31 protein-coding genes and 1 riboswitch are annotated in these 24478 nt (G+C 35.1%); of the genes, 6 read left to right on the forward strand and 25 right to left on the reverse strand.

Annotation, left to right across the window (positions count from 1 at the left end; translation table 11 throughout):
• Nucleotides 1-27: 27 nt before the first annotated feature.
• The 7 genes from ACLTBU_RS02235 to ACLTBU_RS02265 all read right to left on the reverse strand — a co-directional run bounded on the left by ACLTBU_RS02235 (nt 28) and on the right by ACLTBU_RS02265 (nt 3248).
• Entirely contained in the window at nt 28-648 is a 621-nt protein-coding gene (locus ACLTBU_RS02235) for a hypothetical protein (RefSeq protein ID WP_412217307.1), read from the reverse strand.
• Nucleotides 645-1181, reverse strand: coding sequence for a host-nuclease inhibitor Gam family protein (locus ACLTBU_RS02240; RefSeq protein ID WP_412217308.1), 537 nt, complete (start codon nt 1179-1181; stop codon nt 645-647). Before ACLTBU_RS02240 ends, ACLTBU_RS02235 begins: the two co-directional genes overlap by 4 nt.
• 11 nt (nt 1182-1192) lie before the next feature.
• The gene (locus tag ACLTBU_RS02245) at nt 1193-1423 is read right to left on the reverse strand and encodes a hypothetical protein (protein WP_412217310.1); all 231 of its coding nucleotides are present in this window, start codon (nt 1421-1423) and stop codon (nt 1193-1195) included.
• Nucleotides 1424-1595: 172 nt separating this feature from the next.
• Nucleotides 1596-1940 carry a type II toxin-antitoxin system PemK/MazF family toxin gene (locus ACLTBU_RS02250; protein ID WP_412217312.1) on the reverse strand — a complete coding sequence of 115 codons (345 nt, stop codon included), beginning with the start codon at nt 1938-1940 and terminating at the stop codon, nt 1596-1598.
• A gap of 34 nt (nt 1941-1974) precedes the next feature.
• Nucleotides 1975-2247 carry a hypothetical protein gene (locus ACLTBU_RS02255; protein ID WP_412217313.1) on the reverse strand — a complete coding sequence of 91 codons (273 nt, stop codon included), beginning with the start codon at nt 2245-2247 and terminating at the stop codon, nt 1975-1977.
• An 11-nt stretch (nt 2248-2258) separates the two neighbouring features.
• On the reverse strand, nt 2259-2471 hold the full coding sequence (locus tag ACLTBU_RS02260; RefSeq protein ID WP_412217314.1) for a helix-turn-helix domain-containing protein: 213 nt from the start codon (nt 2469-2471) through the stop codon (nt 2259-2261).
• Between the two features lie 15 nt (nt 2472-2486).
• Nucleotides 2487-3248 carry an ORF6C domain-containing protein gene (locus ACLTBU_RS02265; RefSeq protein WP_412217315.1) on the reverse strand — a complete coding sequence of 254 codons (762 nt, stop codon included), beginning with the start codon at nt 3246-3248 and terminating at the stop codon, nt 2487-2489.
• A gap of 275 nt (nt 3249-3523) precedes the next feature.
• Here ACLTBU_RS02265 and ACLTBU_RS02270 point away from each other — a divergent pair, with 275 nt between their 5' ends.
• The 4 genes from ACLTBU_RS02270 to ACLTBU_RS02285 all read left to right on the forward strand — a co-directional run bounded on the left by ACLTBU_RS02270 (nt 3524) and on the right by ACLTBU_RS02285 (nt 5578).
• Nucleotides 3524-3862, forward strand: coding sequence for a helix-turn-helix domain-containing protein (locus tag ACLTBU_RS02270; RefSeq protein WP_412217317.1), 339 nt, complete (start codon nt 3524-3526; stop codon nt 3860-3862).
• A gap of 70 nt (nt 3863-3932) precedes the next feature.
• The gene (locus ACLTBU_RS02275; protein ID WP_412217318.1) at nt 3933-4385 is read left to right on the forward strand and encodes an ImmA/IrrE family metallo-endopeptidase; all 453 of its coding nucleotides are present in this window, start codon (nt 3933-3935) and stop codon (nt 4383-4385) included.
• Nucleotides 4386-4446: 61 nt separating this feature from the next.
• Nucleotides 4447-4974, forward strand: coding sequence for a hypothetical protein (locus tag ACLTBU_RS02280; RefSeq protein ID WP_412217319.1), 528 nt, complete (start codon nt 4447-4449; stop codon nt 4972-4974).
• Nucleotides 4975-4984: 10 nt separating this feature from the next.
• Nucleotides 4985-5578 (forward strand): site-specific integrase, encoded by a 594-nt coding sequence (locus ACLTBU_RS02285; protein WP_412217346.1) that lies wholly within the window; start codon nt 4985-4987, stop codon nt 5576-5578.
• Between the two features lie 59 nt (nt 5579-5637).
• Here ACLTBU_RS02285 and purD read toward each other — a convergent pair whose 3' ends face one another.
• The 12 genes from purD to ACLTBU_RS02345 all read right to left on the reverse strand — a co-directional run bounded on the left by purD (nt 5638) and on the right by ACLTBU_RS02345 (nt 18329).
• Complete coding sequence (gene purD, locus ACLTBU_RS02290) at nt 5638-6897, reverse strand: phosphoribosylamine--glycine ligase (RefSeq protein ID WP_412217320.1); 1260 nt, start codon at nt 6895-6897, stop codon at nt 5638-5640.
• Nucleotides 6894-7478, reverse strand: coding sequence for a phosphoribosylglycinamide formyltransferase (gene purN, locus ACLTBU_RS02295; protein ID WP_177669343.1), 585 nt, complete (start codon nt 7476-7478; stop codon nt 6894-6896). The genes purD and purN overlap by 4 nt, the downstream gene beginning before the upstream one ends.
• On the reverse strand, nt 7466-8494 hold the full coding sequence (purM, locus tag ACLTBU_RS02300; protein WP_412217348.1) for a phosphoribosylformylglycinamidine cyclo-ligase: 1029 nt from the start codon (nt 8492-8494) through the stop codon (nt 7466-7468). Before purM ends, purN begins: the two co-directional genes overlap by 13 nt.
• 22 nt (nt 8495-8516) lie before the next feature.
• Complete coding sequence (gene purF / locus ACLTBU_RS02305; RefSeq protein WP_412217321.1) at nt 8517-9920, reverse strand: amidophosphoribosyltransferase; 1404 nt, start codon at nt 9918-9920, stop codon at nt 8517-8519.
• A 10-nt stretch (nt 9921-9930) separates the two neighbouring features.
• On the reverse strand, nt 9931-10635 hold the full coding sequence (gene purC / locus ACLTBU_RS02310; RefSeq protein ID WP_412217322.1) for a phosphoribosylaminoimidazolesuccinocarboxamide synthase: 705 nt from the start codon (nt 10633-10635) through the stop codon (nt 9931-9933).
• Nucleotides 10636-10648: 13 nt separating this feature from the next.
• Nucleotides 10649-11137: a 5-(carboxyamino)imidazole ribonucleotide mutase gene (purE, locus tag ACLTBU_RS02315; protein ID WP_412217323.1), complete on the reverse strand. Its 489-nt coding sequence runs from the start codon at nt 11135-11137 to the stop codon at nt 10649-10651.
• A gap of 14 nt (nt 11138-11151) precedes the next feature.
• Nucleotides 11152-14880 carry a phosphoribosylformylglycinamidine synthase gene (locus tag ACLTBU_RS02320; protein WP_249331298.1) on the reverse strand — a complete coding sequence of 1243 codons (3729 nt, stop codon included), beginning with the start codon at nt 14878-14880 and terminating at the stop codon, nt 11152-11154.
• A gap of 263 nt (nt 14881-15143) precedes the next feature.
• Nucleotides 15144-15866 (reverse strand): RNA polymerase sporulation sigma factor SigF, encoded by a 723-nt coding sequence (sigF, locus tag ACLTBU_RS02325; protein ID WP_177669332.1) that lies wholly within the window; start codon nt 15864-15866, stop codon nt 15144-15146.
• 33 nt (nt 15867-15899) lie between these two features.
• Nucleotides 15900-16325 carry an anti-sigma F factor gene (gene spoIIAB / locus ACLTBU_RS02330; RefSeq protein ID WP_177669330.1) on the reverse strand — a complete coding sequence of 142 codons (426 nt, stop codon included), beginning with the start codon at nt 16323-16325 and terminating at the stop codon, nt 15900-15902.
• Between the two features lie 25 nt (nt 16326-16350).
• On the reverse strand, nt 16351-16689 hold the full coding sequence (locus ACLTBU_RS02335) for an anti-sigma factor antagonist (protein ID WP_249331297.1): 339 nt from the start codon (nt 16687-16689) through the stop codon (nt 16351-16353).
• 86 nt (nt 16690-16775) lie between these two features.
• Complete coding sequence (locus ACLTBU_RS02340; protein WP_320651483.1) at nt 16776-18182, reverse strand: tetratricopeptide repeat protein; 1407 nt, start codon at nt 18180-18182, stop codon at nt 16776-16778.
• 3 nt (nt 18183-18185) lie between these two features.
• Complete coding sequence (locus ACLTBU_RS02345; protein ID WP_177669326.1) at nt 18186-18329, reverse strand: hypothetical protein; 144 nt, start codon at nt 18327-18329, stop codon at nt 18186-18188.
• Nucleotides 18330-18504: 175 nt separating this feature from the next.
• Here ACLTBU_RS02345 and ACLTBU_RS02350 point away from each other — a divergent pair, with 175 nt between their 5' ends.
• Entirely contained in the window at nt 18505-18867 is a 363-nt protein-coding gene (locus tag ACLTBU_RS02350) for an ArsR/SmtB family transcription factor (RefSeq protein WP_177669324.1), read from the forward strand.
• Nucleotides 18868-18897: 30 nt separating this feature from the next.
• On the opposite strand, the gene ACLTBU_RS02355 is transcribed toward ACLTBU_RS02350, so the two are convergent.
• The 6 genes from ACLTBU_RS02355 to ACLTBU_RS02380 form a co-directional block, all read right to left on the reverse strand.
• Nucleotides 18898-19767, reverse strand: coding sequence for an ATP-grasp domain-containing protein (locus ACLTBU_RS02355; protein ID WP_412217325.1), 870 nt, complete (start codon nt 19765-19767; stop codon nt 18898-18900).
• Entirely contained in the window at nt 19764-20657 is an 894-nt protein-coding gene (locus tag ACLTBU_RS02360) for an ATP-grasp domain-containing protein (protein ID WP_177669321.1), read from the reverse strand. Before ACLTBU_RS02360 ends, ACLTBU_RS02355 begins: the two co-directional genes overlap by 4 nt.
• Nucleotides 20658-20764: 107 nt before the next feature.
• On the reverse strand, nt 20765-20998 hold the full coding sequence (locus ACLTBU_RS02365; RefSeq protein ID WP_249331294.1) for a hypothetical protein: 234 nt from the start codon (nt 20996-20998) through the stop codon (nt 20765-20767).
• A 91-nt stretch (nt 20999-21089) separates the two neighbouring features.
• Entirely contained in the window at nt 21090-22046 is a 957-nt protein-coding gene (locus ACLTBU_RS02370) for a D-2-hydroxyacid dehydrogenase (protein WP_412217326.1), read from the reverse strand.
• 151 nt (nt 22047-22197) lie between these two features.
• Nucleotides 22198-23433 (reverse strand): aminopeptidase, encoded by a 1236-nt coding sequence (locus ACLTBU_RS02375; RefSeq protein WP_177669315.1) that lies wholly within the window; start codon nt 23431-23433, stop codon nt 22198-22200.
• Nucleotides 23434-23453: 20 nt separating this feature from the next.
• Nucleotides 23454-23639: a DUF4250 domain-containing protein gene (locus tag ACLTBU_RS02380; protein ID WP_177669313.1), complete on the reverse strand. Its 186-nt coding sequence runs from the start codon at nt 23637-23639 to the stop codon at nt 23454-23456.
• 163 nt (nt 23640-23802) lie between these two features.
• Nucleotides 23803-23901: riboswitch (THF riboswitch) on the forward strand.
• A gap of 40 nt (nt 23902-23941) precedes the next feature.
• On the opposite strand from ACLTBU_RS02380, the gene ACLTBU_RS02385 reads away from it, so the two are divergent.
• A complete protein-coding gene (locus ACLTBU_RS02385) occupies nt 23942-24457 on the forward strand; it encodes a folate family ECF transporter S component (RefSeq protein WP_249331292.1) in 516 nt (171 codons plus the stop codon).
• Nucleotides 24458-24478 lie beyond the last annotated feature (21 nt).

Here is a 24478-nt window from a genome sequence, read left to right on the forward strand (position 1 = left end):
AGCTCTAGCGGCTTACAATGATACTTCTTATACACCTCTTCTTGAGCCTTCTCTTGAGTTCTTCCGGGCTTTTTTACCAAGTGCATATAAGCGTTTTATTTGTGCCTCACTTAATGTTTTTTGTGCTTTGGTAGGACTAGGCAATTGAGTTCCTAATCTATAGCGTTCTGCTCCATGATTATCTACTATAACAAGCCTATCTATCTCCTTGTTAGCGTTATATCCTATCTCTTTCACTTCAAATGTTATAGCAGGATAATACTTGCCCTTGTTTTCTTTAACGTCATTAGGGCCTAAATTAATCCATATAAATGGCGCTGTGTAAAGCTCTCTACCTATGCCTAGGTTAAAACATGCTCTCTTGAAGCTATCACTTGCCTGCCCTTTTTCCTTTTCAGTATTACTTTCTGTTCCTACATCTTGCTTAACAATCCAAAAGCCTTTATCTTGATCCCATACGCTGACATTACAGAATAAATTTCCATTTATTAATTCATGCGTTCGCTGCCACCCAAGCACACCAAATGTTTCATCAAGTATCCTCATATCACACCGAGCATCTTTATAGAGCAAAACAGAACAACCATTATTCTTAACCGTTTGTACTCTACATTCAATTTCATTAGCGGTTAATAACCTAATATTCATTTAATTACCACTTCCTCTGGTACATTAACTACACTTAACCCGTCAATTTCTAGCATTTCTCCTGTTGTAATATCAACTATGCCATCAATACCAAGGCCTTCCTGTATAGCTAAACTAGATTTAAACTCTGACCACTTAAATTCATCAACTGTTTTTGAGTTGATAAGGTCTGTTCTGCCATTACTAGTTGCCCATTCAAGCAGCTTCTTTTTATCATAATCAAGTTTCTTAGTGGCTTTTTTCAGCACCACATCACCACAAAGTAAGGATACCTTGTATTGTGTCTTGGTTTCTTGCTTAGGAACTACATCCATTAAAACTTTAAGTTCTTCCTCCAAGTGCCTAATGCGTGCGTATTGAAGTACATCTTTATCTTGATAACTTTCTGTAATACCTCTTACACGTTCTTCACAAACTGCTTTAAGTTCTTCTCTATGTGCATTAATACTTTTGATTTCCTCTATGATCTCATCCATGCGAGCCTTATTTTGCACAACTACTGGATCTAGCTCAATTTCTTTTTTCTTTGCCATATATTCCCCTCCTAAAATGGCGTACCATTTTTACGCCAACTCTTTACTTCTTTTTCTAAATCAGCCACTCTATTTCTTAATGCTATATTCTCTTGTGCCAAATCATCATTGGTATAAGATTTATCTATAAGCTCTTTATAAAGCTTAAGTTTTTCATTCTCTTGTGTAAGATCTCTAATCCTGCTGTAATGAATGTCATGCACCATATTAATCAAATCTCTAACTGTTATTTCTTGGAGCATATTGCCTACCTCCATAAAAGGTGTTAACCTATATATAGGTCTTTTTCTATGCGCTGCCTTAATGGTGGCGCTTTTTACATACACAAAAAACTAACTATAATCGGAAGTATAAATAGGCTAGCAATCATAATACCAAACACTACTCCGCCTAAGATTTCGCCTAATAACTTCATTAGCGCACCTCTAAACTTATTTTTAAGGCCTTATCTACCCTTTGCATATCACTTTCGCTTAGCACATCGTGTATTTGAACTATTTCACATTTATCCACTGTATCAAGTTGTTCCAGTAACACCATGCTAGGTTTTTTAAGCCCTCTATACTCGCGGTCTATAACAACATGAGTAGGCATGTTAGGCTTTTTTATTACACTTGTAACCGCCGCTACTATAACAGTAGGCGCAAAACGATTACCTACATTGTTCTGAATTACAATACAAGGTCTAAGTCCTCCTTGTTTACTACCTAAATTTTTATGAAAATCAATCCAAACTATTTGGCCACGCTGAATATTCATTTATTTCACCTCTATACCTGTAAATTCTTCTCCGCTATTTTCTAACGACTTTAAAACTTCTACCTGTTTTATCTAATCTGTACTGGTCTAAATCTTCTTTATTGAATTTATATCCACCCATTTCATAATGGGGTATAGAATCTAAATTAAGGCGTATCCATTTTTCCGACACATTCAAATACTTTGATGCTTGCTTTACATTCATAACATTTGGATAAACTTCAAACTGCATCACGCTTAAAATTTCTTGCACCGCCGCTTTTACAGACTCCATAATGGTTTTCCTAATTAATTCCTCAAAGCCCATAAAGCCCCTCCTTAATTTGCTAATACTATATTTAAACCTAATATTTCAGCCATTTCCTTCTTCTTCTTTGTTGCCTTTCTTTTCCCTTGCAAAATATCCGTTATATAGGCATCTGACACTCCAAGTGCTTCTGCAAGGTCTCGATTTTCCCATCCTTTATCAATAAGTGCTTTTGCTACTTCTTTACCAAACAATGTGTACTCTTTTGTTTTAGCTCTAGCCATTTACTACACTCCCCTCTATTGCCCTAATCTCATTTGTGAGTTAGAACCTTTAATCATCAATTGTAATTCTTCGCTCGGTTCCCATTGTGGAATAATTTCTTTTGATCTTTCAAAGTCTTTAACGGCTATATTTTTGTAGGAATTAACTTCAAACTTTCTTTTAAGCCATCTATATATTTCTTTGAATGCTTTACTTGATACTGTTTTATTCTTATAAGCCGGGGAATCTGTTCCGCCCAACACACTAATTACCTTTTTGGATACAAGTGCCTGTATATCATTCTGTTGCCCATAATCAATAGTCATAGTATTTTCTAACTTGGTAATGCGAATATCCATTTCCTGTTGCTTGTGGTCTATTACAAATATGGCCTGTAGTTCTTTGGAAAGATTCCCGTATGGGTTATGTTGTTCTGTTGAATAACTTCCTGTTTCCCTAATACTTGGTAATACTTCTGATGTTACCCAACGTTTAAACTCTTTAGCTGATGGAAGTTTACTTGAAAGAATAAGACTATAAAGACCACTTTCATTAATTAGTTGAGTTCCTTTTGTACCAAAGCCAATTAACCCATATTTCTTCAAATCGTGAAATGCGATTTGCATTTTATCTTCATCTTCAACATGAGTTGCTATAGCATCACTTGTATTTGTATACCCAAGTGCTTCTGCTACATCTTTACCTACAAAATAAGGTTGTTGGTTGGTTCCTATTAATACAACTCTCACGTTCCCAAACTTATCGTTTTGGAAGGCTTTAATAAGTTCTTTTTTCATTTATTTCCTCCTTTACAAATTGTCTCATTTTTTAGCAAAACAGCTTGACAGGAGTATATTTACGTTGTATCATTATATTACAGCGTAAATATACGCATTAAATGGTATAAAAAATAGACACACGTTGGGGAACGGATGTATTTTATGATTTATACCCTATATTGATTGTGCAGATGTCGTTTTGTTTTGCTTAAACATAGTATATGCGATTATTTACGCATTGTCAATAATTAATTCGTAAATTTACGCATATTTTTTTGAAAGAGGCGAACATTATGGATATAGTATTGAGGATAAAATTACTTTGTGAACAGAAGAATATTACAGTTACTGAACTGGAAAGAATCGTAGGAATTGGTCGTAGCACAATAAGAAATTGGGATAAAAGTTCTCCTACGGCAGAAAAATTGCAAAAAGTAGCTGACTACTTCCATGTATCAGTTGACTACTTATTAGGAAGAGAAGAGCATTCTTTACCTCCTAAAGTACGCACAATTGCTGCTCATTTAGCTGATGAAGATATAACAGACCAAAAGATGGAACTGATAATGCAGTATCTAAATGCATTATTCGATGAAAAAGAAAAGGAAATTACAGAGAAAAAAGAAAGATAATATGCCATAGAAAGCATAGCCGTTCAATGTATAAAAAAATATCACTACAGATACTTTATGATCTATAAAAATGACCAAAGACAAAATAGGGGGGATTATTCTGACATACGAAGATTTGCTAATTAAATATCAATCAGTAGTTTCTATTTATGAGATACCATTAGAATATGGTTTAGAAGGAGCATATAGAGACGGGATAATTTTCATAGATAAATCATTAAACGACATAGCTAAAAAATGTATTCTCGCCGAAGAGCTTGGCCATCATTTCACTAGTTCAGGGGACATACTAGATATTCGTACTATAAGAAATTTAAAGCAAGAACGCAAAGCTCATATTTGGGCGGTCAAAGAACTTATCACATACGAAAAGTTTCTGTCTGCTATAAAATTATATAGCTGTGACTATGACCGTGCTGAATACCTGCAAGTCACTATGTGGTTCTTACAAGATATATACTCGGTATATGGATATAAAAAAATGGAATATTGTTTTGAAACTGCTACAGAATTATGTTTCTAAAGTAGCACTATAAAATATAGTGCTACTTTAATTATAAACTATACAAGGAGCTGATTAATATATGGCATTAGAAAAAAGGACCAAAAATCCAGATAACAAACCTAATAAATGGAGAATTAGAGTTACTCGAAATGGACATAGATACGAAACTATGTTTTTTGGAAATAAAAAAGAGGCTCTACAAGCTGAAAAAGATTTTATCTATCAAATAGATAAAGGGCTTGTAGGTAGCAATGAAAATATGTTATTTAAAGATTTATTTAAATTAGTTATGGATGAATATGTGCTACTCAAATGTAGAAATAACACCCATAGAGTATATAATAATGCTTACACAAATCACTTAGGACCCATTTTTGGAGATTTACCTATAAATAAGATTAAACCTATAGATATACAAAAGTTTATAAATACAATGACCAAAAGCTATAGCCCTCTTACAATCAAATCTACTGCATCCGTTCTTAATAACACTTTAAAATTCGCTGAGAAATGGGAAATTATATCTCACAGTCCATATAGACACATAAAACTTCCTAAAGAACATCCCATTAAATATACTGAACTTATGAATATGGAAGAGATATAAACTAATTAGTATTTATGAAAATGAAACAAACCTACTTCAAAAGGCTGCATTCTATCTTGCAAGTGGGTGCGGATTAAGAAATAGTGAAATTCGAGCCTTAACATTAGAAGATATTGACTTTAACACTAATACTATAACTGTAGACAAACAAGTTGGATTATATGACACAGAAAAAAGAACCTCTATACCAACCAAAACAGAGAGTTCTATAAGAAAAATATATATGCCTGTAGTTGTAAGTGAGGTGCTTAAAGAATATATAAACAGCATGAAAAGTATTCCTATAACAAAACAACTATTCTACTCTTATAAATTGAATGGTCCAATAGATAGTCATGACTTAAGTAGGTATTTTAGAAAAGTTTTAATAGCTAATAACCTACCTATAATACGATTTCATGATTTAAGACACCTGCATGCCACACTCTTAATTAATGAAGGTGTAAATATTAAATCTGTATCTTCAAGATTAGGACACTCCAAAGTAGAAACTACATTAAAATTCTATACCCATAGCATTGAAGAATATGATAAAAAAGCTGCTGCTCAATTAGATTCTATTTTTACCCAACAAAAAAAGGGCAGTACAGAAACCGCCCTTTAAATTTAAAATTTACCCATTTTTTACCCATCAATTATATAAACCTTTTAAATACAAAGGATTTATTCTATCTTTCCGATATCCGTTCTATACTGCATACCCGCAAACTGAATTTTCATGACTTCTTTATAAACTGCATTTCTTGCTTCTTCAAGTGTATCCCCAAGTCTTGTTACTGCAAGCACTCTTCCGCCATTTGTTAAAATTTGCTCATCTACAAGTTTTGAACCTGCATGATAAAGATAAGTATCTGCCTCTAATGTATCTAGTCCATTAATGACTACATCCTTTTCACTTGTTTCTGGATAGCCACGACTTGCAAGAACAACTGTCACACTTGGTTTACTATTCCATTTAAGCTCAATTTGACCAAGCGTTCCGCTCATACAAGCATGGAATATGTCTACTAAATCTGTCTCAAGACGAGATAAGATGCTTTGTGTTTCAGGGTCTCCAAAGCGTACATTAAATTCAAGTACCTTAGGTCCTTTTTCATCAATCATAAGACCAATAAACAAGATCCCTCTATAATCCAGTTCTTCAGCTTTAAAACCCTGAATGATAGGTTCTAAAATTTCTTTTTCAATTTGGATCATGACTTTATCTGTAATAATAGGATTTGGTGAGAACCCCCCCATTCCCCCTGTATTAAGACCACCATCATGATCTAACGCACGTTTGTAATCTCTAGCTGTTGCAAGTGGTACAATGCTTTTGCCATCTACAAAGCAAAGCAGAGAGGCTTCTATACCATTTAGGAATTCTTCAATAACAAGTTTATCGCCTGCCCCTTTAAACTTATTGCTGAAAATTTCACGAATAGCTGTTTCACCTTCTTCATAGCTCTGGGCAATAATAACACCTTTCCCTGCTGCAAGTCCATCTGCTTTTACAACTACAGGTAAGCTAAAAGTTCTAACTGCTTCTAAAGCTTTCGCTTCTTCTTCTTTAGTAAAGGTTAAATATTTTGCTGTTGGAATATCACATTTAGTTAAAAAGATTTTTGTAAAATCTTTGCTTCCTTCAAAAGTACTGCATGCTTTATTTGGTCCAAATACATTTAACTGTGCTTCTTGGAAAGCATCTACAATACCGAGTACAAGTGGCTCTTCTGGTCCAATCACTGTTAAGTCAATAGCATTATCTTTTGCAAAATTTACAAGTTTTTCAATTTCATTGACTGCAATATCTACATTTGTATATTTTGTTGCTGTTCCACCATTACCTGGTGCTACAAATAGATTTACTTCTGGTCTAAAGCGTTTAATCGTATCTGCAATAGCTGATTCACGTCCACCGTTTCCTACGATAAGAATATTCATGCTCTTTCCTCCTCTAGCTTTTTAATGGCTTTGACTAATATTTTGTGTTCAACTTCATGAAGTACACGCTTTTGAAGCTCATCAGGTATATCTGTTTCATAGACAGGTACTTTTTCCTGAAGAATGATTTCTCCTGTATCAATCCCTACTTCTACGAAATGTACAGTGGCCCCACTTTCTTTTTCCCCTGCTGCAAGAACTGCTTCATGTACTTTAATACCATAATAGCCTTTACCGCCGAATTTAGGTAAAAGAGAAGGATGAATATTAATCATACGTCCTTTATAAACTTCAATCATATTGGCATCTACTATTTTAAGGTAGCCTGCAAGGACTACTAATTCTACATCATGTTCCTGTAAACAATTTAGAACCTTCACATCATAATCTGCTTCTTTTGGATTAATGAAATAGGCTGGAATACCGTGCTTTCTTGCACGTTCTAATCCAAATGCCTGTTCTTTATTAGAAAGGACACAGACAATCTCACTTTTGAGATTGCCTGCCTCTACTGCGTCAATAATACTTTGAAGATTACTCCCTGATCCTGATACCAGTACACCTAGTCTTAATCCTGACATAATATAACCTCTTTGTTACCCTCTACAATTTCACCAATTATAGTTGCCTCTTCACCAACTTTACAAAGTTCTTCTACTACTTTATCAGCATCTTCTTTTTCTGTAACGATCATCATCCCAATACCCATGTTGAATGTATTGTAAAGTTCATTGATTTCTAAACCACTTAATTTTTCAAGAAGTGTGTAAACTTTAGGTGCATCGATAGCATTAATATTAATTCTTGCATCTACACCTTCTGGAAGCATACGTGGTACATTCTCAATGAAGCCACCACCTGTAATATGCGCGATACCTTTAAGCTCTGCAGCTTCTTTTGCAGCCATAACTGCTTTTACATAAAGTTTAGTTGGTTTTAAGAAAGCCTCACCATAAGTTTCACCTAGCTCTTCGCAATATGCATTAAGGTCTAATTTATAAGTATCAATTATTTTTCTAACAAGTGAATAACCATTACTATGTACACCTGATGAACGAAGTCCAATGATTACATCTCCAGCTCTCATCTTGCTTCCATCAATCATTTTAGCTTTATCTACAATACCTACTGCAAAACCAGCTACATCATATTCACCATCTTTGTAGAACCCTGGCATTTCTGCTGTTTCTCCCCCTACAAGAGCACATAAACTTTCTTTGCATCCTGTTGCTATACCTTTTACAATTTCAGCAACTTGCTCTGGAGAGATGCGTCCGGTTGCGATATAATCAAGGAAAAAAAGTGGAATAGCTCCACTACATAAAATATCATTTACACACATAGCTACACAGTCAATTCCAATTGTATCATGTTTATTCAAATCAAAAGCAAGCTTAAGCTTTGTCCCTACACCGTCTGTTCCTGACACAAGAACAGGTTCTTCCATACCCATGTATTTTGCAATCGAATAAGAGCCACCAAAGCTACCGATATCCGTTAATACACCATCTGTAAAAGTAGATTTAACGTGTTCCTTCATTTTGCTTACCGCTTCATAACCACGATGTACATCAACACCTGCATCTTGATAAGTAATTTTATTTGACATAGCCATCCTCCTATTTATCTTCCTCATTCATTGGGTTTAGTGGTACTTCCATTGGATAGTTCCCATTAAAGCATGCACGGCAGAAATTACTACTTCCTCCACATGCTTCTTTTAATCCTTCTAATGAAAGATATGTAAGGCTGTCTGCCCCAATATAATCTTTAATTTCTTCAATAGACATCATTGCCCCTACTAATTTTTCACGATCTGGCGTATCAATACCAAAGTAACAGCTGTATTTAACTGGAGGTGAAGTAATACATACATGTACTTCTGTTGCTCCCGCTTTACGAATTTGTTCTACAATGCGTTTACATGTTGTACCACGCACAATAGAATCATCAGTCATCACAACACGTTTACCCGCTATATTATGTTTAAGTGGGTTTAGCTTAATACGTACTGCATTTTCACGCATCTCTTGTGTTGGCTGAATAAAAGTACGGCCAATGTAACGATTTTTAGTAAATCCTTCCACAAAAGGAATACCTGATGCTTTAGAATAACCTATAGCAGATGGTATTCCGGAGTCTGGTACTGGAATAACAACATCTGCTTCAATACCTGCTTCACGACAAAGGATTTCCCCTGCTTTTTCTCTAAACTGATACACACTATTGCCATCAATAACACTATCAGGTCTTGCAAGATAAATCAGTTCAAATACACAAAGCTTCTTTTGGCACCAACTTTTGGGTTTAATACTTGTTAAGCCATCTTGATCAATGATCACCATTTCTCCCGGCATAACATCTCTTACAAACTCCGCATCAATAACATCTAATGCACAGCTTTCAGAAGCTAATACATAACCATCTTGGAGTTTACCAATACATAGTGGACGAAGACCATGTGGATCACGTGCTCCAATTAATTTATCTTGTGTTGTAATAACAATAGCATACGCACCTTTAATAAGCTGCATAGTATTACGGATAGCGGATTCAAGTCCTCTATTATAATGACGTGCAATAAGATTTAAAATAGCTTCAGAATCCGTTGTAGATTGGAAGATAACCCCTTCATCTTCAAGCATCTCCCTTACGCCTTCACTATTTGTAAGGTTCCCATTATGAGCAAGTGCAATAGAACCATGTTTATACTTTGCTACAAGCGGCTGACAGTTACTAAGGTCTTTATCCCCTGTTGTAGAATAACGTACATGTCCAATTGCAATATTGCCTGTAAGGCTTTTTAAATTGTGTTCATTAAAGACATCGCTTACAAGCCCCATACCTTTTGTACTTTCTAGTTTACCCTCTTTATTAACGGTAATCCCTGCACTTTCCTGACCTCTATGCTGAAGTGCATAAAGGCCATAGTAAGCGTAGTTTGCTGCATCTATTCTCTCATTAAGATATACACCAATTACGCCGCATTCCTCATGAAGTGTATCCCCATCAAAATAATTCATAGTTCACCTCTTACTTTGTTACTCTATTAAGCATTTCTGCATAAACTTCTTCTACACCGCCCATATCACGTCTAAAACGGTCTTTATCTAATTTTTTATTTGTCTCTTTATCCCAGAAACGGCATGTATCAGGAGAAATTTCATCAGCTAAGATGATTTTTCCATCCACTCTACCAAGTTCAATTTTAAAATCAATTAATTTAACACCGATTTTGTCAAAGTATTCTTTTAAAAGCGCATTGATTTTAAAAGTCATCTCTGACATTATTTGAAGCTCTTCTGATGTTGCTATACCTAAAGCTAAAATATGGTAGTCATTAATCATAGGGTCACCAAGTGCATCATCCTTAAGGCAAAATTCAAGTGTTGGGTTTTTAAGTACTGTACCTTCTTCCACTCCAAAACGTTTGGAGAACGAACCTGCTGCTACGTTACGTACAATCACTTCAAGTGGCACAATCTCTACAGCTTTTACAACTGTTTCACGATCGTTTAATTCTTCTACGTAATGTGTTTCAATTCCATTTTCTTCTAACATACGGCACATAATGTTGCTCATACGGTTGTTTACAACACCTTTGCCTAAGATTGTACCTTTTTTCTCACCATTAAAAGCTGTTGCATCATCTTTATAAGAAACAATGTAATATCTTTCATCTTCTGTGGTATAAACTTTTTTTGCTTTGCCTTCGTATAATAATGTTTGTTTTTCCATTTTAAATAGCCCCCTAATTATATTGATTTCTAATCATTTCATCTTTTTGTCTTACTTTAACTGCCATCTCTTCTTTGTAAGCTTTAAGCTTTGCTCTAATAGCTTCATCTGAAACAGCTAAAATTTGAAGCGCTAAAAGCCCTGCATTCAGTGCTCCATCAATAGCTACTGTTGCAACTGGAATCCCTGGTGGCATTTGCACCATAGATAAAAGTGCATCTAAACCATCAAGTGTGTTTGATTTGATTGGAAGTGCTACAACTGGAAGTGTTGTGTAAGCTGCAAGTACACCACCAAGATGTGCTGCCTTACCTGCTGCTGCTACAATAACTCCAATATCGTTTGCTTCAGCATTTCTTGCAAAACTTTCAGCTTCAGCTGGTGTACGGTGCGCGGAAATCACGCGCACTTCAACAGGTACACCAAAGCTTTGTACAACTTCTATTCCTTTTTCTACGATAGGTAGATCTGAATCGCTACCCATTACAAATGCTATTTTCATACCCTTAACTCCTTTTATTTGAAGTAATCTACGCCAGCTTCAAAGAGACGTTGATTTTTATGTCCTGGAATATTTTTGTGTACGCATTCACCTATACGTTCACTATGCCCCATCTTACCGATAATGCGGCCATCTTTTGATACAATACCTTCAATGTTATAAAGACTACCGTTTACATTAACATCTCCAGATTTTGTTGGATTACCATTGGCATCTACATATTGGCTGAAGATTTGTCCGTTTTTCACAAGTTCGTCAAGTACAACTTGTGGTGCTACAAAGCGCCCCTCACCATGAGAAAGTGGAATTTCATGTATATCGCCTACTGTTACATAACGAAGCCATGGAGACTGAACACTTGTAATCTTTGTTTTAGCCATAAGTGAAATATGTTTACCAATTGTATTGTAAGTAAGAGTTGGTGTTGCATGTGTCATTTCACAAATTTCACCATATGGAAGAAGACCAAGTTTTACAAGTACTTGGAAACCATTACAAATACCAAGTGCAAGACCGTCTTGTTCATAAAGATGCTTCATTACTGCTTCTGTGAGTTTTTCATTTCTGAAAGCCGCTGCAATGAATTTTGCACTACCATCCGGCTCATCTCCTGCAGAAAAGCCACCTGGGAAAGCAAGAATTTGCGCCTCATTAATTGCTTTTGCCATACGTTCAATAGAATCTTTGATTGCTTCTGGACTACGGTTAAGGAAAAGAACCTGTTCTACCTTCGCTCCTGCTTTTTCAAAGGCTCTTGTTGTATCATTTTCACAATTTGTACCTGGGAATACCGGAATAACAACTTTTGGCACTGCAATTTTATGTGTAGCCGTGTAGATTTTAGATGGTTTATCAAAAGTTGCATCTACTGCATCTTCTTTAGCATCTACCTTTAAAGTAAATACTTTTTCAAGTGGCTTTTCCATGGTTAGCTTAACTTCATCTAAGCCTACAGTTACTTCATCTATTGTTAAGGTAGCTTCCTCTACTGTTTTACCTATTACTACGAAGATATCTTGCGTTAACGCCATTGCCACTTCATTTGAAACTTCTAAAATAAGATCCCCGTAGTTTGCTTCAAATGGGAGTACATCCAAACCTTTAAAACTTACATTTGCACCAATATCGTTACCAATTGCCATTTGACTAAGGGCGGTCACAAGGCCACCTTTACCAATAGCATAACTTGCAAGCACTTTTTGTTCTTTTGCAAGATTATAAACTGTATCATAAGCTGTTTTCATCACCTCAAAGTTTGGTACTTTATGCTCATCGACCGGAATATGTACATAAACAAGTTTGCTTCCTACTTCTTTAAAGCTACCACTTACACATGTCTTAGCATCTCCAATGTTGCAAGTGAAAGAAATAAGTGTTGGAGGTACTGTAAGCTGTTCAAACGTACCTGACATGCTGTCTTTACCACCAATTGCTGCAATGCCAAGTGCTTTTTGTGCTGTAAGTGTACCAAGAATAGCTGCTACTGGTTTACCCCATTTCGTTTTTTCTTCACCTAAACGTTCAAAGTATTCTTGGAATGAAAGATAAGTATCTTTATAATCTGCGCCAAGTGCTACAAGTTTTGCTACACTTTCTACAACTGCATATAAAGCACCATGGAATGGGCTGCCTTCTGAAAGATATGGATCAAAGCCATGTGTCATATAAGTTGCTGCTGTTGTTTCACCTTTAAGAACTGGGATTTTAGCAACCATACCTACTTCTTTTGTAAGCTGATTCTTACCACCATATGGCATAAGCACTGTACCAGCCCCAATTGTTGAATCAAATTGAAGACCTAAACCTTTTTGGCTTGCTACATTAAGATCCTTAAATGTATCTATAACATTTTCTTTTGTAAGTGTTCTTGTATCTTGTACCCAATTTGGTGCTGTTACATAAGCTTCTCTTTGTTGAGTAACCCCAGCACTATCTAAGAACTGACGGCTAATGTTAACAATTTCTTCACCACGCCATTGCATAATAAGGCGTTTTTCTTCTGTTACATCTGCTACCTTTACTGCATTTAAGTTTTCCTTCTCACAAAGTGCTACAACTTTATCAAAGTCTTTTGCTTCAATAGCAATAGCCATACGTTCTTGTGATTCAGAAATAGCAAGTTCTGTACCGTCAAGACCTGTATATTTAACTGGCACTGCATCTAGATCAATAATAAGACCTTCTGCAATTTCACCAATAGCAACACATACCCCACCTGCACCAAAGTCATTACAACGTTTAATACATCTTGAGAACTCTGGATTTCTGAAAATACGTTGAAGTTTGCGCTCTTCTACCGGATTCCCCTTTTGTACTTCACTCCCACACTGTTTAAGGGAGTCTTCTGTATGTTCTTTAGAAGAACCTGTTGCACCACCGCAGCCGTCACGGCCTGTTGCACCACCAAGAAGAATGATTATGTCACCAGCTTTTGGCTCTTCACGTCTTACAGCATCTGATTTAACAGCACCTACTACAGCACCTACTTCAAGACGCTTCGCTTTATAACCTGGGTGATAATATTCTTTAACTTCACCTGTTGCAAGACCTATTTGGTTACCATATGAACTGTATCCATTTGTAGCTGTCTGTGTAATCTTTCTTTGTGGTAATTTACCTGGGATTGTTTCATCCATAGATTCTGTAACATCCCCTGCTCCTGTTACACGCATAGCTTGGTACACATAGCTTCTACCTGAAAGTGGATCACGGATTGCACCACCAAGACAAGTTGCAGCACCACCAAATGGTTCAATTTCTGTTGGATGGTTATGTGTTTCATTTTTGAAAAGTACTAAGTAGTCTTCCATATTACCATCTACTTCAATAGCTTTTTCGAGTGTACATGCATTAATTTCATCTGACTCCACCATCTCTTTAAGACCCCCCTGAGCTTTAAGGTCTTTCACAATGATTGTCGCCATGTCCATTAAACTTACTTTTTTATCTTTGTTGTTATACAGCTCCCTTCTCATGCCTTTATAGACCTTAAAAGCTTCTTTAATTGGAGCTGCAAGTGTACCTTCTTCAATCTCAATATTTGTAAGCTCTGTCATGAAAGTTGTATGTCTACAATGGTCAGACCAGTAGGTATCAACTACTTTAAGTTCTGTAAAACTTGGATTACGTTTTTCTGAAACAAAGTAATTTTGGAAGTAAACAAGATCATCTAAACTCATTGCAAGTCCTTGCTCTTTTCTAAAGGCCTCAAGTCCTTCTCTTGTTAAATCAGTAAATCCATCCAGTACTTTAACGCTTTCTGGGACTGGATGCACAGTATTTAATAAATCTTTTGCGTCAAGTGCAACTTCTTCACTTTCAATAGGATTGATTAAGTGTTTCTTAACACACTCACATTCTGCTTGTGTTAATTCACCTTCAATAGCATAAACTTTTGAAGCTTTTACAAGTGGCATGAGTGTATGATCAATTGTTTTAATACATTGTACACATGAATCTGCTCTTTGATCATATTGTCCACTTAAGAAGCTTGTCATAAAGATAAAACCATTAAGTTCTGGCAATTCCCCTTCATATACTTCATCTGACTGTGGTTCAGAGAAAACTGTTTTTAGTGCTTTTTCATAAGCATCTGCTGTAATCTCTGCTACATCATAACGATTGAGTACACGTACATTTTTTACTCCTTTAATCCCTAAGAACTCTATGAGTTCATTTTGAACACGTTTTGCTTCAACATCAAAACTAGGTCTTTTTTCAACATAAATAACAAAGTTCTCCATAAGGTCCCCCTATTGAAAATTCTATTTTTTTTACAAAAGTTTATTTTCTTATGTATAAAGGGTACCACAGAACACTTCACATCGTCAATATATTTTCGAACATTTTATTTTATTATTTTTTTATAGTTCGTATTTTTCTTTTATTTGTTTTATCTTTATTATTTATGTTGTTTATTTTTATAGAGCACTCCCCTAAAAATCCGAACATTATAAAACACAAAAAACTCAGCAGGTAGAAATCGTTTTACCTACTGAGTTTTCAATTACGAGGAGTTTAGCATTCCCCTCATTTTTTTTAGAATACGTTTTTCTATACGTGACACTTGAACTTGTGAAATACCTAAAAGCTGTGCTATTTCTGTCTGTGTACGATCTTCATAATAACGATATACAATAATTTCTTTTTCTAATGGTTCAAGTGTTTCGATAACCTGCTCAATCACAATATGATCAATCATATTATTTTGCTGAGTAGGCGCCTGGTCTATCTTATCTTCAAGTGTAATAGGCTTACCATCCCCCTGGTGGATAACTGCACTTAAAGATTCAATTTCTGTATTCGCTTCTAACGCAACAATTACTTCTTCAAGCGGCAAATCTAAGCCCGCTGCTACTTCATTCATAGTCGGCTCTCTATCTAAACTCTTACAAAGTTCATCCTTCATCATTTTAGCCTTATAAGCTGTTTCCTTAAGAGATCTGCTCACCTTAATCATGCCATCATCACGCAGAAACCTTTTTATTTCCCCCACTATCATTGGCACTGCATATGTTGAAAACTTAACATTATAACTTAAATCAAATTTTTCAATACTCTTGAGAAGCCCGATACTGCCGATTTGAAATAAATCTTCCAGTTCATAACCTCTTCCTCCAAACCTTTTAACAAGGCTCCAAACAAGACCAATATTTTCTTCTACTAGAACTTCTTTAGCAATCTCGTCTCCTTGTTGTGCTTTCATAATCAATTTGATTGTATGATCCATAAGCTCCCACCTTTCTACCAAATGTGTGGGATATTAATAGAAAGTCTTTGTCATGGTGACTTTAGTACCTTTGCCAACCTCAGACTCAACAACTACTTGGTCCATCATAGACTGCATCACTGTAAATCCTAACCCTGCGCGTTCATCCTCTTCAGATGTTGTAAAAAGAGCTTGCATAGCTTCATCAATATTTTTGATTCCTTTGCCTTCATCTTTAACTTCAATGGTTACAAGCCTATCACTATAGGCACACCTAATCCAAATGGTGCGATTAGGGTCTGCATCATATCCATGTATAATACTGTTTGTTACAGCTTCTGAAACTGCCATTTTCACATCATACAGCTCGTCTACTGTAGGATCAAGCTGTGATAAAAAAGCAGCTACTGCAACACGTGCAAAAGATTCATTAAGCGAGTTGCTTGCAAACTCTATCTGCATGTCATTTGAATTTTGCATCTTCTTTCCCCCTATTACCATCTATTTATGCAAGGCTTTTAAAAGCATGCTCTTTGCTTTCATAAAGCTTCATTAATTTATAAATTCCTGATATGTTTAAAATTTGATCCACTTTAGTTGGTACATTGTATAAGCCTACATAGCCTCCACATATGGAAACATTGCGATAGCGTCCCATTAGTAGTCCTATCCCCGAACTATCCATAAATACAATGTTGCTAAAATCAAATAAAATATTTTTTGCACGTCTTTTTTGATACTCTCTATCTACTGTTTCACGTATCTCTACAGAAGTATGGTGATCAATCTCTCCAGATAGACTCACAATAAGTGTAGTGTCGTGCATACAAAACTCTATGTTCAATGCAGCACCCCTTTTCTTAAGTATTTTACTTCTATAGAATAGTATATTTTACAAATATTGTCAATCAATTTCTAATTTTTTACATTTCATTGAGAACCTTGTGTTTCAAGCTCTTTTACTCTCTCCTGAGCCTTTTTATAAACTGGAGTTTCTGTATAATCCTTAAGAACTATTTGATAATATTGTAATGCTTTAGAGATATTTTTATTATTTTCTTCTATCTGTCCCATATAGTATAAGGCATTACCACCATTTTTAGTTTTTGGTATAAAAATCAGTGTTTTTTCAAACTGTATCATAGCATCAATATACTGCTCGGCTTTATACAACTTATAGCCTTCGTTATAAAAAGCCTCTCCTGCCTTTGGATAAATACTTGCTTTCAATTCTTCATAAAGGGTTTTCTTATCTTCTTTTAAATCGCTAACAGAAATGTTATTAAGTACTTCTGCTGCACCTTTCATATCTCCTTTGTCTCTAAGCATGCGTACTTCCCAAAGCTTACTTTCCTGGCTTATTTTCATATATTCTTGTTTTAAATTTTCATTCTCCGCTAAAAGTTTTGTATTAGACTCTGTAAGCTTCCCTATTTTAGTTTCATAATCTTGCATAAAGGTATCAAGCTGCACTTTAATACTTGTATTTTCTGTTGTTCTATCATAAAGTTCTTGTTCAAGCTGGGCAGTTTTATTTGGCGTAATAAGGCCTACTTGTATACCAAACATACATAGCGCTCCAAATAAAAAGTACAGGACATAGTGTCCAAATATACCGCCTCTATTAATAACTTTTTGTGGCTTAATATCCGTCATAATATCTAAATCATTAATATGAGGTGCTTCTATGATGACGTCTGACATTTCTTCTATTTCTTCTTGTGGCATTTCTATCTCTTTTAAAAAATGTAATGCTTTTGTATTGCTTCCATCTTTCCTTAAGACATAATGAAGATGTGGCAATGCTTTATGATTTTGTTTCTGATATATATAGCATAGTGCTAATAAGTTACGTGCTTCTAGAAAATTAGGATTAATATGGATGGCCTTTTTAAGACGAATAATAGCCATATCATCATTTTTCTTCTGCATATAATGTAAGGCTCTATTGTAAAGTACAATACTATCTTTATAACTTTCAAGCTGCTTAGGATGATTTTGTAATTTTTCTATATATGTACTTGCAAGATTATCTTCTTTACAAAGTGCCTCACTTAAAATCCAGCTTTTAAGTGCTAAAGAAACCTGTCCAATCTCAAAATAAATAAGTCCTAAAAGGTTCTTTGCCTGAATATTATATTTATTATAATAAATAGCTTTTTCTAAATTGGGAATAGCTAATGAAAGTTCTCTTAGAGCTGCATGGCCATACCCTTTATTATAGTAATATTGACTTTTTTCATAGAAACCTATAATCCAATCTATTTTTTTTTCACAGATTTCACAATACTGTAAGGCTTCTACTTCATGATTGCAATATGGACATTTTACCTGCATAAATCAATTCCCCTGTTCATTAACTTGTTGATTCATCTTAATGAGATCTATAATATCTTTTATCTCTTCATTACTTATATGATCTTCAATACTATTAACCTCTAATACTGGTTTGAATTTTTCAAGTTCCTTTTCAAATTTAATCATACCTTCACCCCATTTCTCTTAACATGACACAAGTCTTCTATTTTCATAGTACAACCAACTTTTATTATAATCAACATTTATCTATAATGTATATAAATATTTAGTTAACTTGACATTCCTCTAACTTAAGGCTAACCTATTAATAATAGAACTTATAATGAATAGGAGGATTCTTATGAACGGAAAAGAAATAGATATATGCAGTTGTAATGTCATCCATACAGAGGTCGTTCAGAAAGTGATCCCTTGTATTTTAGATGAAAATAGTGCAACCGATTTATCCAGCTTTTTTAAAGTTTTTTCTGATCCTACACGTATCAAAATACTTAGTGCACTTTTCGTATCCGAAATGTGTGTATGCGACCTTGCTGCAGTACTTAATATGACCCATTCAGCTATTTCTCATCAGCTACGTACCTTTAAGGCCGCTAAACTTGTTAAAGCGCGTAAAGAAGGTAAAGTCGTTTATTATTCTCTTGCTGATTCACATATTCAGCAAATCTTTCATCAAGGCTATGAACATGTTAAAGAAGATTAAAAAATGTCTAGAGTCAGTCCTATGGCCTCTCTAGACATTTTTATTGCCTAAGTTCTTTGCAACATGTTCTATATAGAGCTTTGCTGTATCTACTCTCTTCAGTGTATATAAACTTCTACTTCCTACAACATCTTCGAGCTCATTAAAGATAAATTTTCCTTTCCCATCTATCATAAAGTCAATGCCTACATAATCACAAGGTAAATGCTTTAAAATACATTCTACAAGTTTCTTCTGCTCTTCACGTAAGTCATACCATTCTATTTTTCCACCTAAACAGTAGTTGGCTCTAAAATCTGTTTGTGAATATCTTCTTATAGCACCTATAATCTTTCCTCCGATTACAAATACTCTCACATCTTCACCTACATGTGAACATATCTCTTGCAAAATCCACTCCTTATGTTCATACTCTCTAAGAATTTGTTGTAGTTCATCACCTGTATGTACCATGAACACTTCTGTTCCACCATGTCCCTCTGGTGCCTTTATTACAAAAGGATACTTGAAGGGTACCTTTTCACTCTTCATAAACTCTGGATAAAAAAAGCTTGTCTTAAGAGAAGGTATCCCTAAGCTACTTATAAACTGATGCGTACGCCCTTTATGATTTGCTAAATAGGTCACGTCATATGAATTAAATACCCTTATCCCCATAAACTCTAATTGCTTAGAAAGCATGCTCTCTCTTGAACGATTAATGGCAAAATCTACCCCTTCTAGTCGTTTTCCTTTATGACTCATCCAAAGTCCATCTTCATCTACTCCAAGCTGCAAATCTTCATAGAATACAAATTGTATCTGTAACTGATTCTTTTTGCCATACTCCATAAGCATAGCCGCATAACTTTCATTAACCCTATAATCTTCTCTTTTATAAATCAGTAAACCCTGTTTCATTTTGTCACTTCCTTTAAAATATAAGCCATAATCTTCTCTGCTATATTAATGCCTGTTAAATCTAAAATATTTTTAATATGTGCATTAGAATTAACCTCACATAAAAGAGGTTCACCTGCTTCTCCAAACATAAGATCTACGCCAGCAAAATCTACTTTAAGCACTTTACATACCTTCACAGCCATTTCCTCAAAAGCTTTAGAAGGACTATAAGCTATCATCTTACCACCATTCGTAATATTAGCTCTAAAGTCATGTTCATTCACTCTGAGCATACTCGCTACCACTTTATCTCCCACTACATGAATACGTACATCTTTTCCTTCACTACTTGCTACATAAGCTTGATAAAGATGAGGTTTATGTGCAATTCTACTTCTTAATTCTACTAATGCTTCTGTATCCTCTATCTTATAAACTTGCATACCAAAAGAACCATAACATTCTTTGACAATAAGTGGATAGCTCAACTCCTCTTCAATATGTCTAATATAACGGTCTTCCTGTTTCTCATCATACATACCTTCAAATACAAGTGGTGCGATAATGGTCTTAGGCATTGCAATATTGGCTCCGCCTAATGCCTGCATAGTCATTCCTTTATGGTCACAAACACCAATGGCAGCCGATGTATTAAACACTCTAAGTCCTAATGTTTCTAAATGCTGTGCTAAAACTATATCTTTATCTAAAAAGAGTACAAACCCTATCTCTTCTACGTTTACATTTACCCATAACTTACCTCTATCATCCATACCATATGCTATTTCATCTGTGTAGCAAACTTGTAAGTTAACCCCATAACTACCAGCTGCTTCTTTATATAACTGTGTAATCTCTTCAAATTTTGGTGTACGCATATATCCATTTACAATCAATAACCCTTTCATTTTGTCATCTCCTCTTATGTATTTGTTATGCTTTTTTATAAAATCTATTGTAAGGGTAACCTATTTTAAAAGCAATGAAAAAAGAGAGTGCCTTTAATCACTCTCTGTTATGACTTTAGCTTTTCTGATTTCTCGTCTGTAGCATCTTCACCTATCTCAACTTCTTGCTCCTCTTCTTCTGGTATTTCATCTTCTTCATCTTCCTCGTCTCCTTCTTCCTCTTCATTAGTTTCTATCTCCTCAGGAAATGTAGAAGGTATTTTACGACTCTGAATATCTGCAAGAATAAACACGATAATAACACATATAACGAGAATAACAATTAAGAAAATAGGGTTCATAAGTACCTCCTAAAAAGTACTGTCTTATTACTAACATATGATGCCAGACTCTAAATCATACCTATTGACAAGCTTGGAATTTATTCTCTCTTTAAACAATACGGTTTCTCATCTCCCCTTTAAAGAAGGCTTCTATATTAGCTGCTACTTGTCCAATTAGGTTACCTCTGGCCTCTACACTAGCCCATGCAATATGAGGTGTCACAATCCATTTAGATGGATCTACATCATATAAAGGATGCTCTTGTTCTATTGGTTCTACCTTTAAGACATCTAGGGCTGCTCCTCTAATGAGATTTTCCTTAAGTGCTCTAGCAAGTTCCACCTCCTCTATAATACCTCCCCTTCCAAGATTCATTAGCAAAGCACTCTTCTTCATCTTACTCATCTCTTTATATCCTATAAGGTTTTGAGTTTTTTCATTTAAAGGCGCATGAATAGAGATAATATCACTTTCTTTAAGCAAGGTATCTAAATCTACACACGTATAGCCAGCACGTCCATTATTCCCAGAAGTGGAATAATAGATAATATGTACGCCAAAAGCTTCGGCTATTCTTGCTACTTCCTTGCCAATAGCACCCATTCCTATAATCCCCCAAGTCTTCCCTGCTATTTCATAAAAAGGCTTGGCAATATATGCAAAAGTATTACTATTTGCATAAGACTTAGTCTTTACATATTCATCATAAAAAGCTAAATGCTCTAATAAATTAAACAGTAAAGCAAAGGTATGCTGTGCCACACTCTTTGTAGAGTATCCTGGTACATTGACTACGCCAATTCCTCTATCTTTCATATACTCTAAATCAATATTATTAAAACCTGTTGCAAAGAGTGCAACCAATTTTAGTTCTTTAGCATCTTTTAGCTGCTTCTTGCCAAGCTGTACCTTATTGGTCACAACCACATGAGCATCTTTAACTCTTTCAGCAACTTCATGAGGCTGAGTTAAATCATAAATCATGACTTCTCCCATTGCTTGAATAGGCGTAAGGTCTATATCATCTCCTAATGTTTTAGCATCAAGTACACAAATCTTCATCATCTTCTCTCCTTTTATTATGTATTTACTTTTCAAAGTATCTCTTTATCACTTTATATAGCAAAGGACGAAGCACCTATATTGCCTCGCCCTCTCTTTATAAAAATTATTTATATTGTTCTCCTACTTCAATCTTTGAAAGTAACCAGTCAAATTAAAAAGCCCAGTTACCGTCTTTAAGCACTATAAAGCTTTCTCCACTCTCTGTCTCTGCTTCAATCGTAAGATTTGTATCCCCTACCATAAAATCTACATGTGTTAAAGATGTATTGGCACCAACTGCTTCTAACTGCTCTTTATTCATCTCAGTACCTTTTTCAATTGTATCTGGATAAGCACTTCCGATAGCAAAATGACAAGAAGCATTTTCATCAAATAATGTATTATAGAAAATAGTATTGGTATTAGATACAGGTGAGTCATCCGGTACAATAGCTACTTCGCCTAGGTAATGTGAACCCTCATCTGTCTCAATAAGAGATTTAAGTGTTTCATATCCTGACTCTGCTGTAAAATCTACAATACGGCCTTTCTCAAAATAAAGAACAAAGTTTTCTATTAAGTTACCGCCATAACTTAAAGGCTTTGTAGAAGCTAGCTTACCATTTACACCATATTTAGAAGGCATAGTGAAAACTTCTTCTGTCGGCATATTAGCTACATAGTAAGTTCCTGCTTTATTATAGCTTCCACCACCTTGCCAAATATGACCTTTTGGCAGTTCTACATAAAGGTCTGTTCCTTTAGATTGATAATGAAGCTGTGTAATCTTCTTGCTGTTTAAGAACTTTGTTTTTTCTTCTAAATTCCTTGTATGCTCTTTCCATGCTTCTACTGGGTCTTGTTCATATATACGTGTTGCAATATAAATTTTATCCCATAATTTTTCTATAGCTTCATCACTATTTTGTGCCTTAGGAAATACTTTCATAGCCCATTCGGCTGTTGGAATAGAAGCTACACACCAAGCTACATCTCCATTTTGAATGTAGTTTCTAAATCCTTCTAAAGCTATACCTGCCGTTTTTTGCATCGTTGCAATACGTGCTGGATTTACATCTTTTAATAAGTCTGGATTAGATGCAGAAATGCTGATAAAAGCACAGTTGTTTGCTGCAAGTGTTTTTTTCCCTTCGGCCACCCACTGAGGATATTCTAAAAAGGCTTCATCTGGTGCATGCATATACGTTACTTTACTTAATTCTTCATCTACGTAATCTACATAAACTTTTTTAGCACCTGCTTCATAAGCACATTTTGTAAGTGCCCTTGCAAAATAAGCTGTTTGAATTGGTGATGTAATCATAAGATACTGCCCCTGTTGAATATTAACACCTACTTCTACAATAAGCTTTGCATAATTTAATAAATTTTTTTCTTTTGTTTCCATAACCCTTTCTCCTTTCTGATTTAGCCTACAAACTGATTGTTTGCCATGCTATATGTATAACCAATAGCATCCATACGCCCTAAAAGTTCTTCCATGTCTAAATCATAGTCTTTACAAAGTGCCTCTAAAGAATCACATTCATCTCTTAATTTCATATTCACAATACTAAGCATCATATAAGGGTCTTTTCTATTTAAATTTTCCATTTTTTCTGTCCTTTCTTTTGTCAAAGTGTGTCATTTTATTACAATTTAAAGTCATTATAGTCTCTTAAATTTAGAGTGTCAACCAAACCTGCCTACTTGGTAGAAACAATTCTTGTAACTGTATGAATTTTTGAATATAATACTACTATCACTATAGACAGTTGGCAGAGTAGATGTAAGCGCGTTAAGTGCTAGTTGGACGGGAAGTTGCCACTAGACGAAAAGCTTAATGCTTGCGGTGCTTATGTCGCATTCCGCTGCCAAGTCAGCGCTCTTCAATACACATTTTTTGGAGGTGCTTTATGAATCATAAATTAACTAAAATGGTGCTTATTGCACTACTTGTCGCACTTAATATTGTTTTAGTGCGCTTTGCTAGTATTAACCTTGGTCCACTACTTCGTATTAACTTTGGTTTTATTACCATTGTTATTATGGGTATGCTCTTTGGACCACGCTCTGCTGCCCTTGGTGCAGCATTAGCCGATTTTATCGGTGCCATTGTCTTTCCAACAGGAGGTGCTTATTTCCCTGGTTTTACTTTAAGTGCTCTTGCAACAGGTTATATTTATGGAAAGATGCTCTATGGCCACAAGCTGTCTATTAGTCGTATTGTCCTAAGTAATTTACTCGTTATTCTAATTGTTCAGCTATTCTTAAATCCATTATGGCTTTCTATGATTACAGGTAAGGCCTTTATGGTACTTATTAGTGCACGTGTTATTAAATCCTTCCTTATGCTTCCTATAGAAAGTGCACTTATTATGGTGACTTATAAATATATTTCACCTTTCTTTATGAAATACGCTGAACGTTAATCGTTTATAAACTTAGTCAAT

Origin of the sequence: Zhenhengia sp., from assembly GCF_046966505.1 — a bacterium.
GTDB lineage: Bacteria > Bacillota > Clostridia > Lachnospirales > Cellulosilyticaceae > Zhenhengia > Zhenhengia yiwuensis.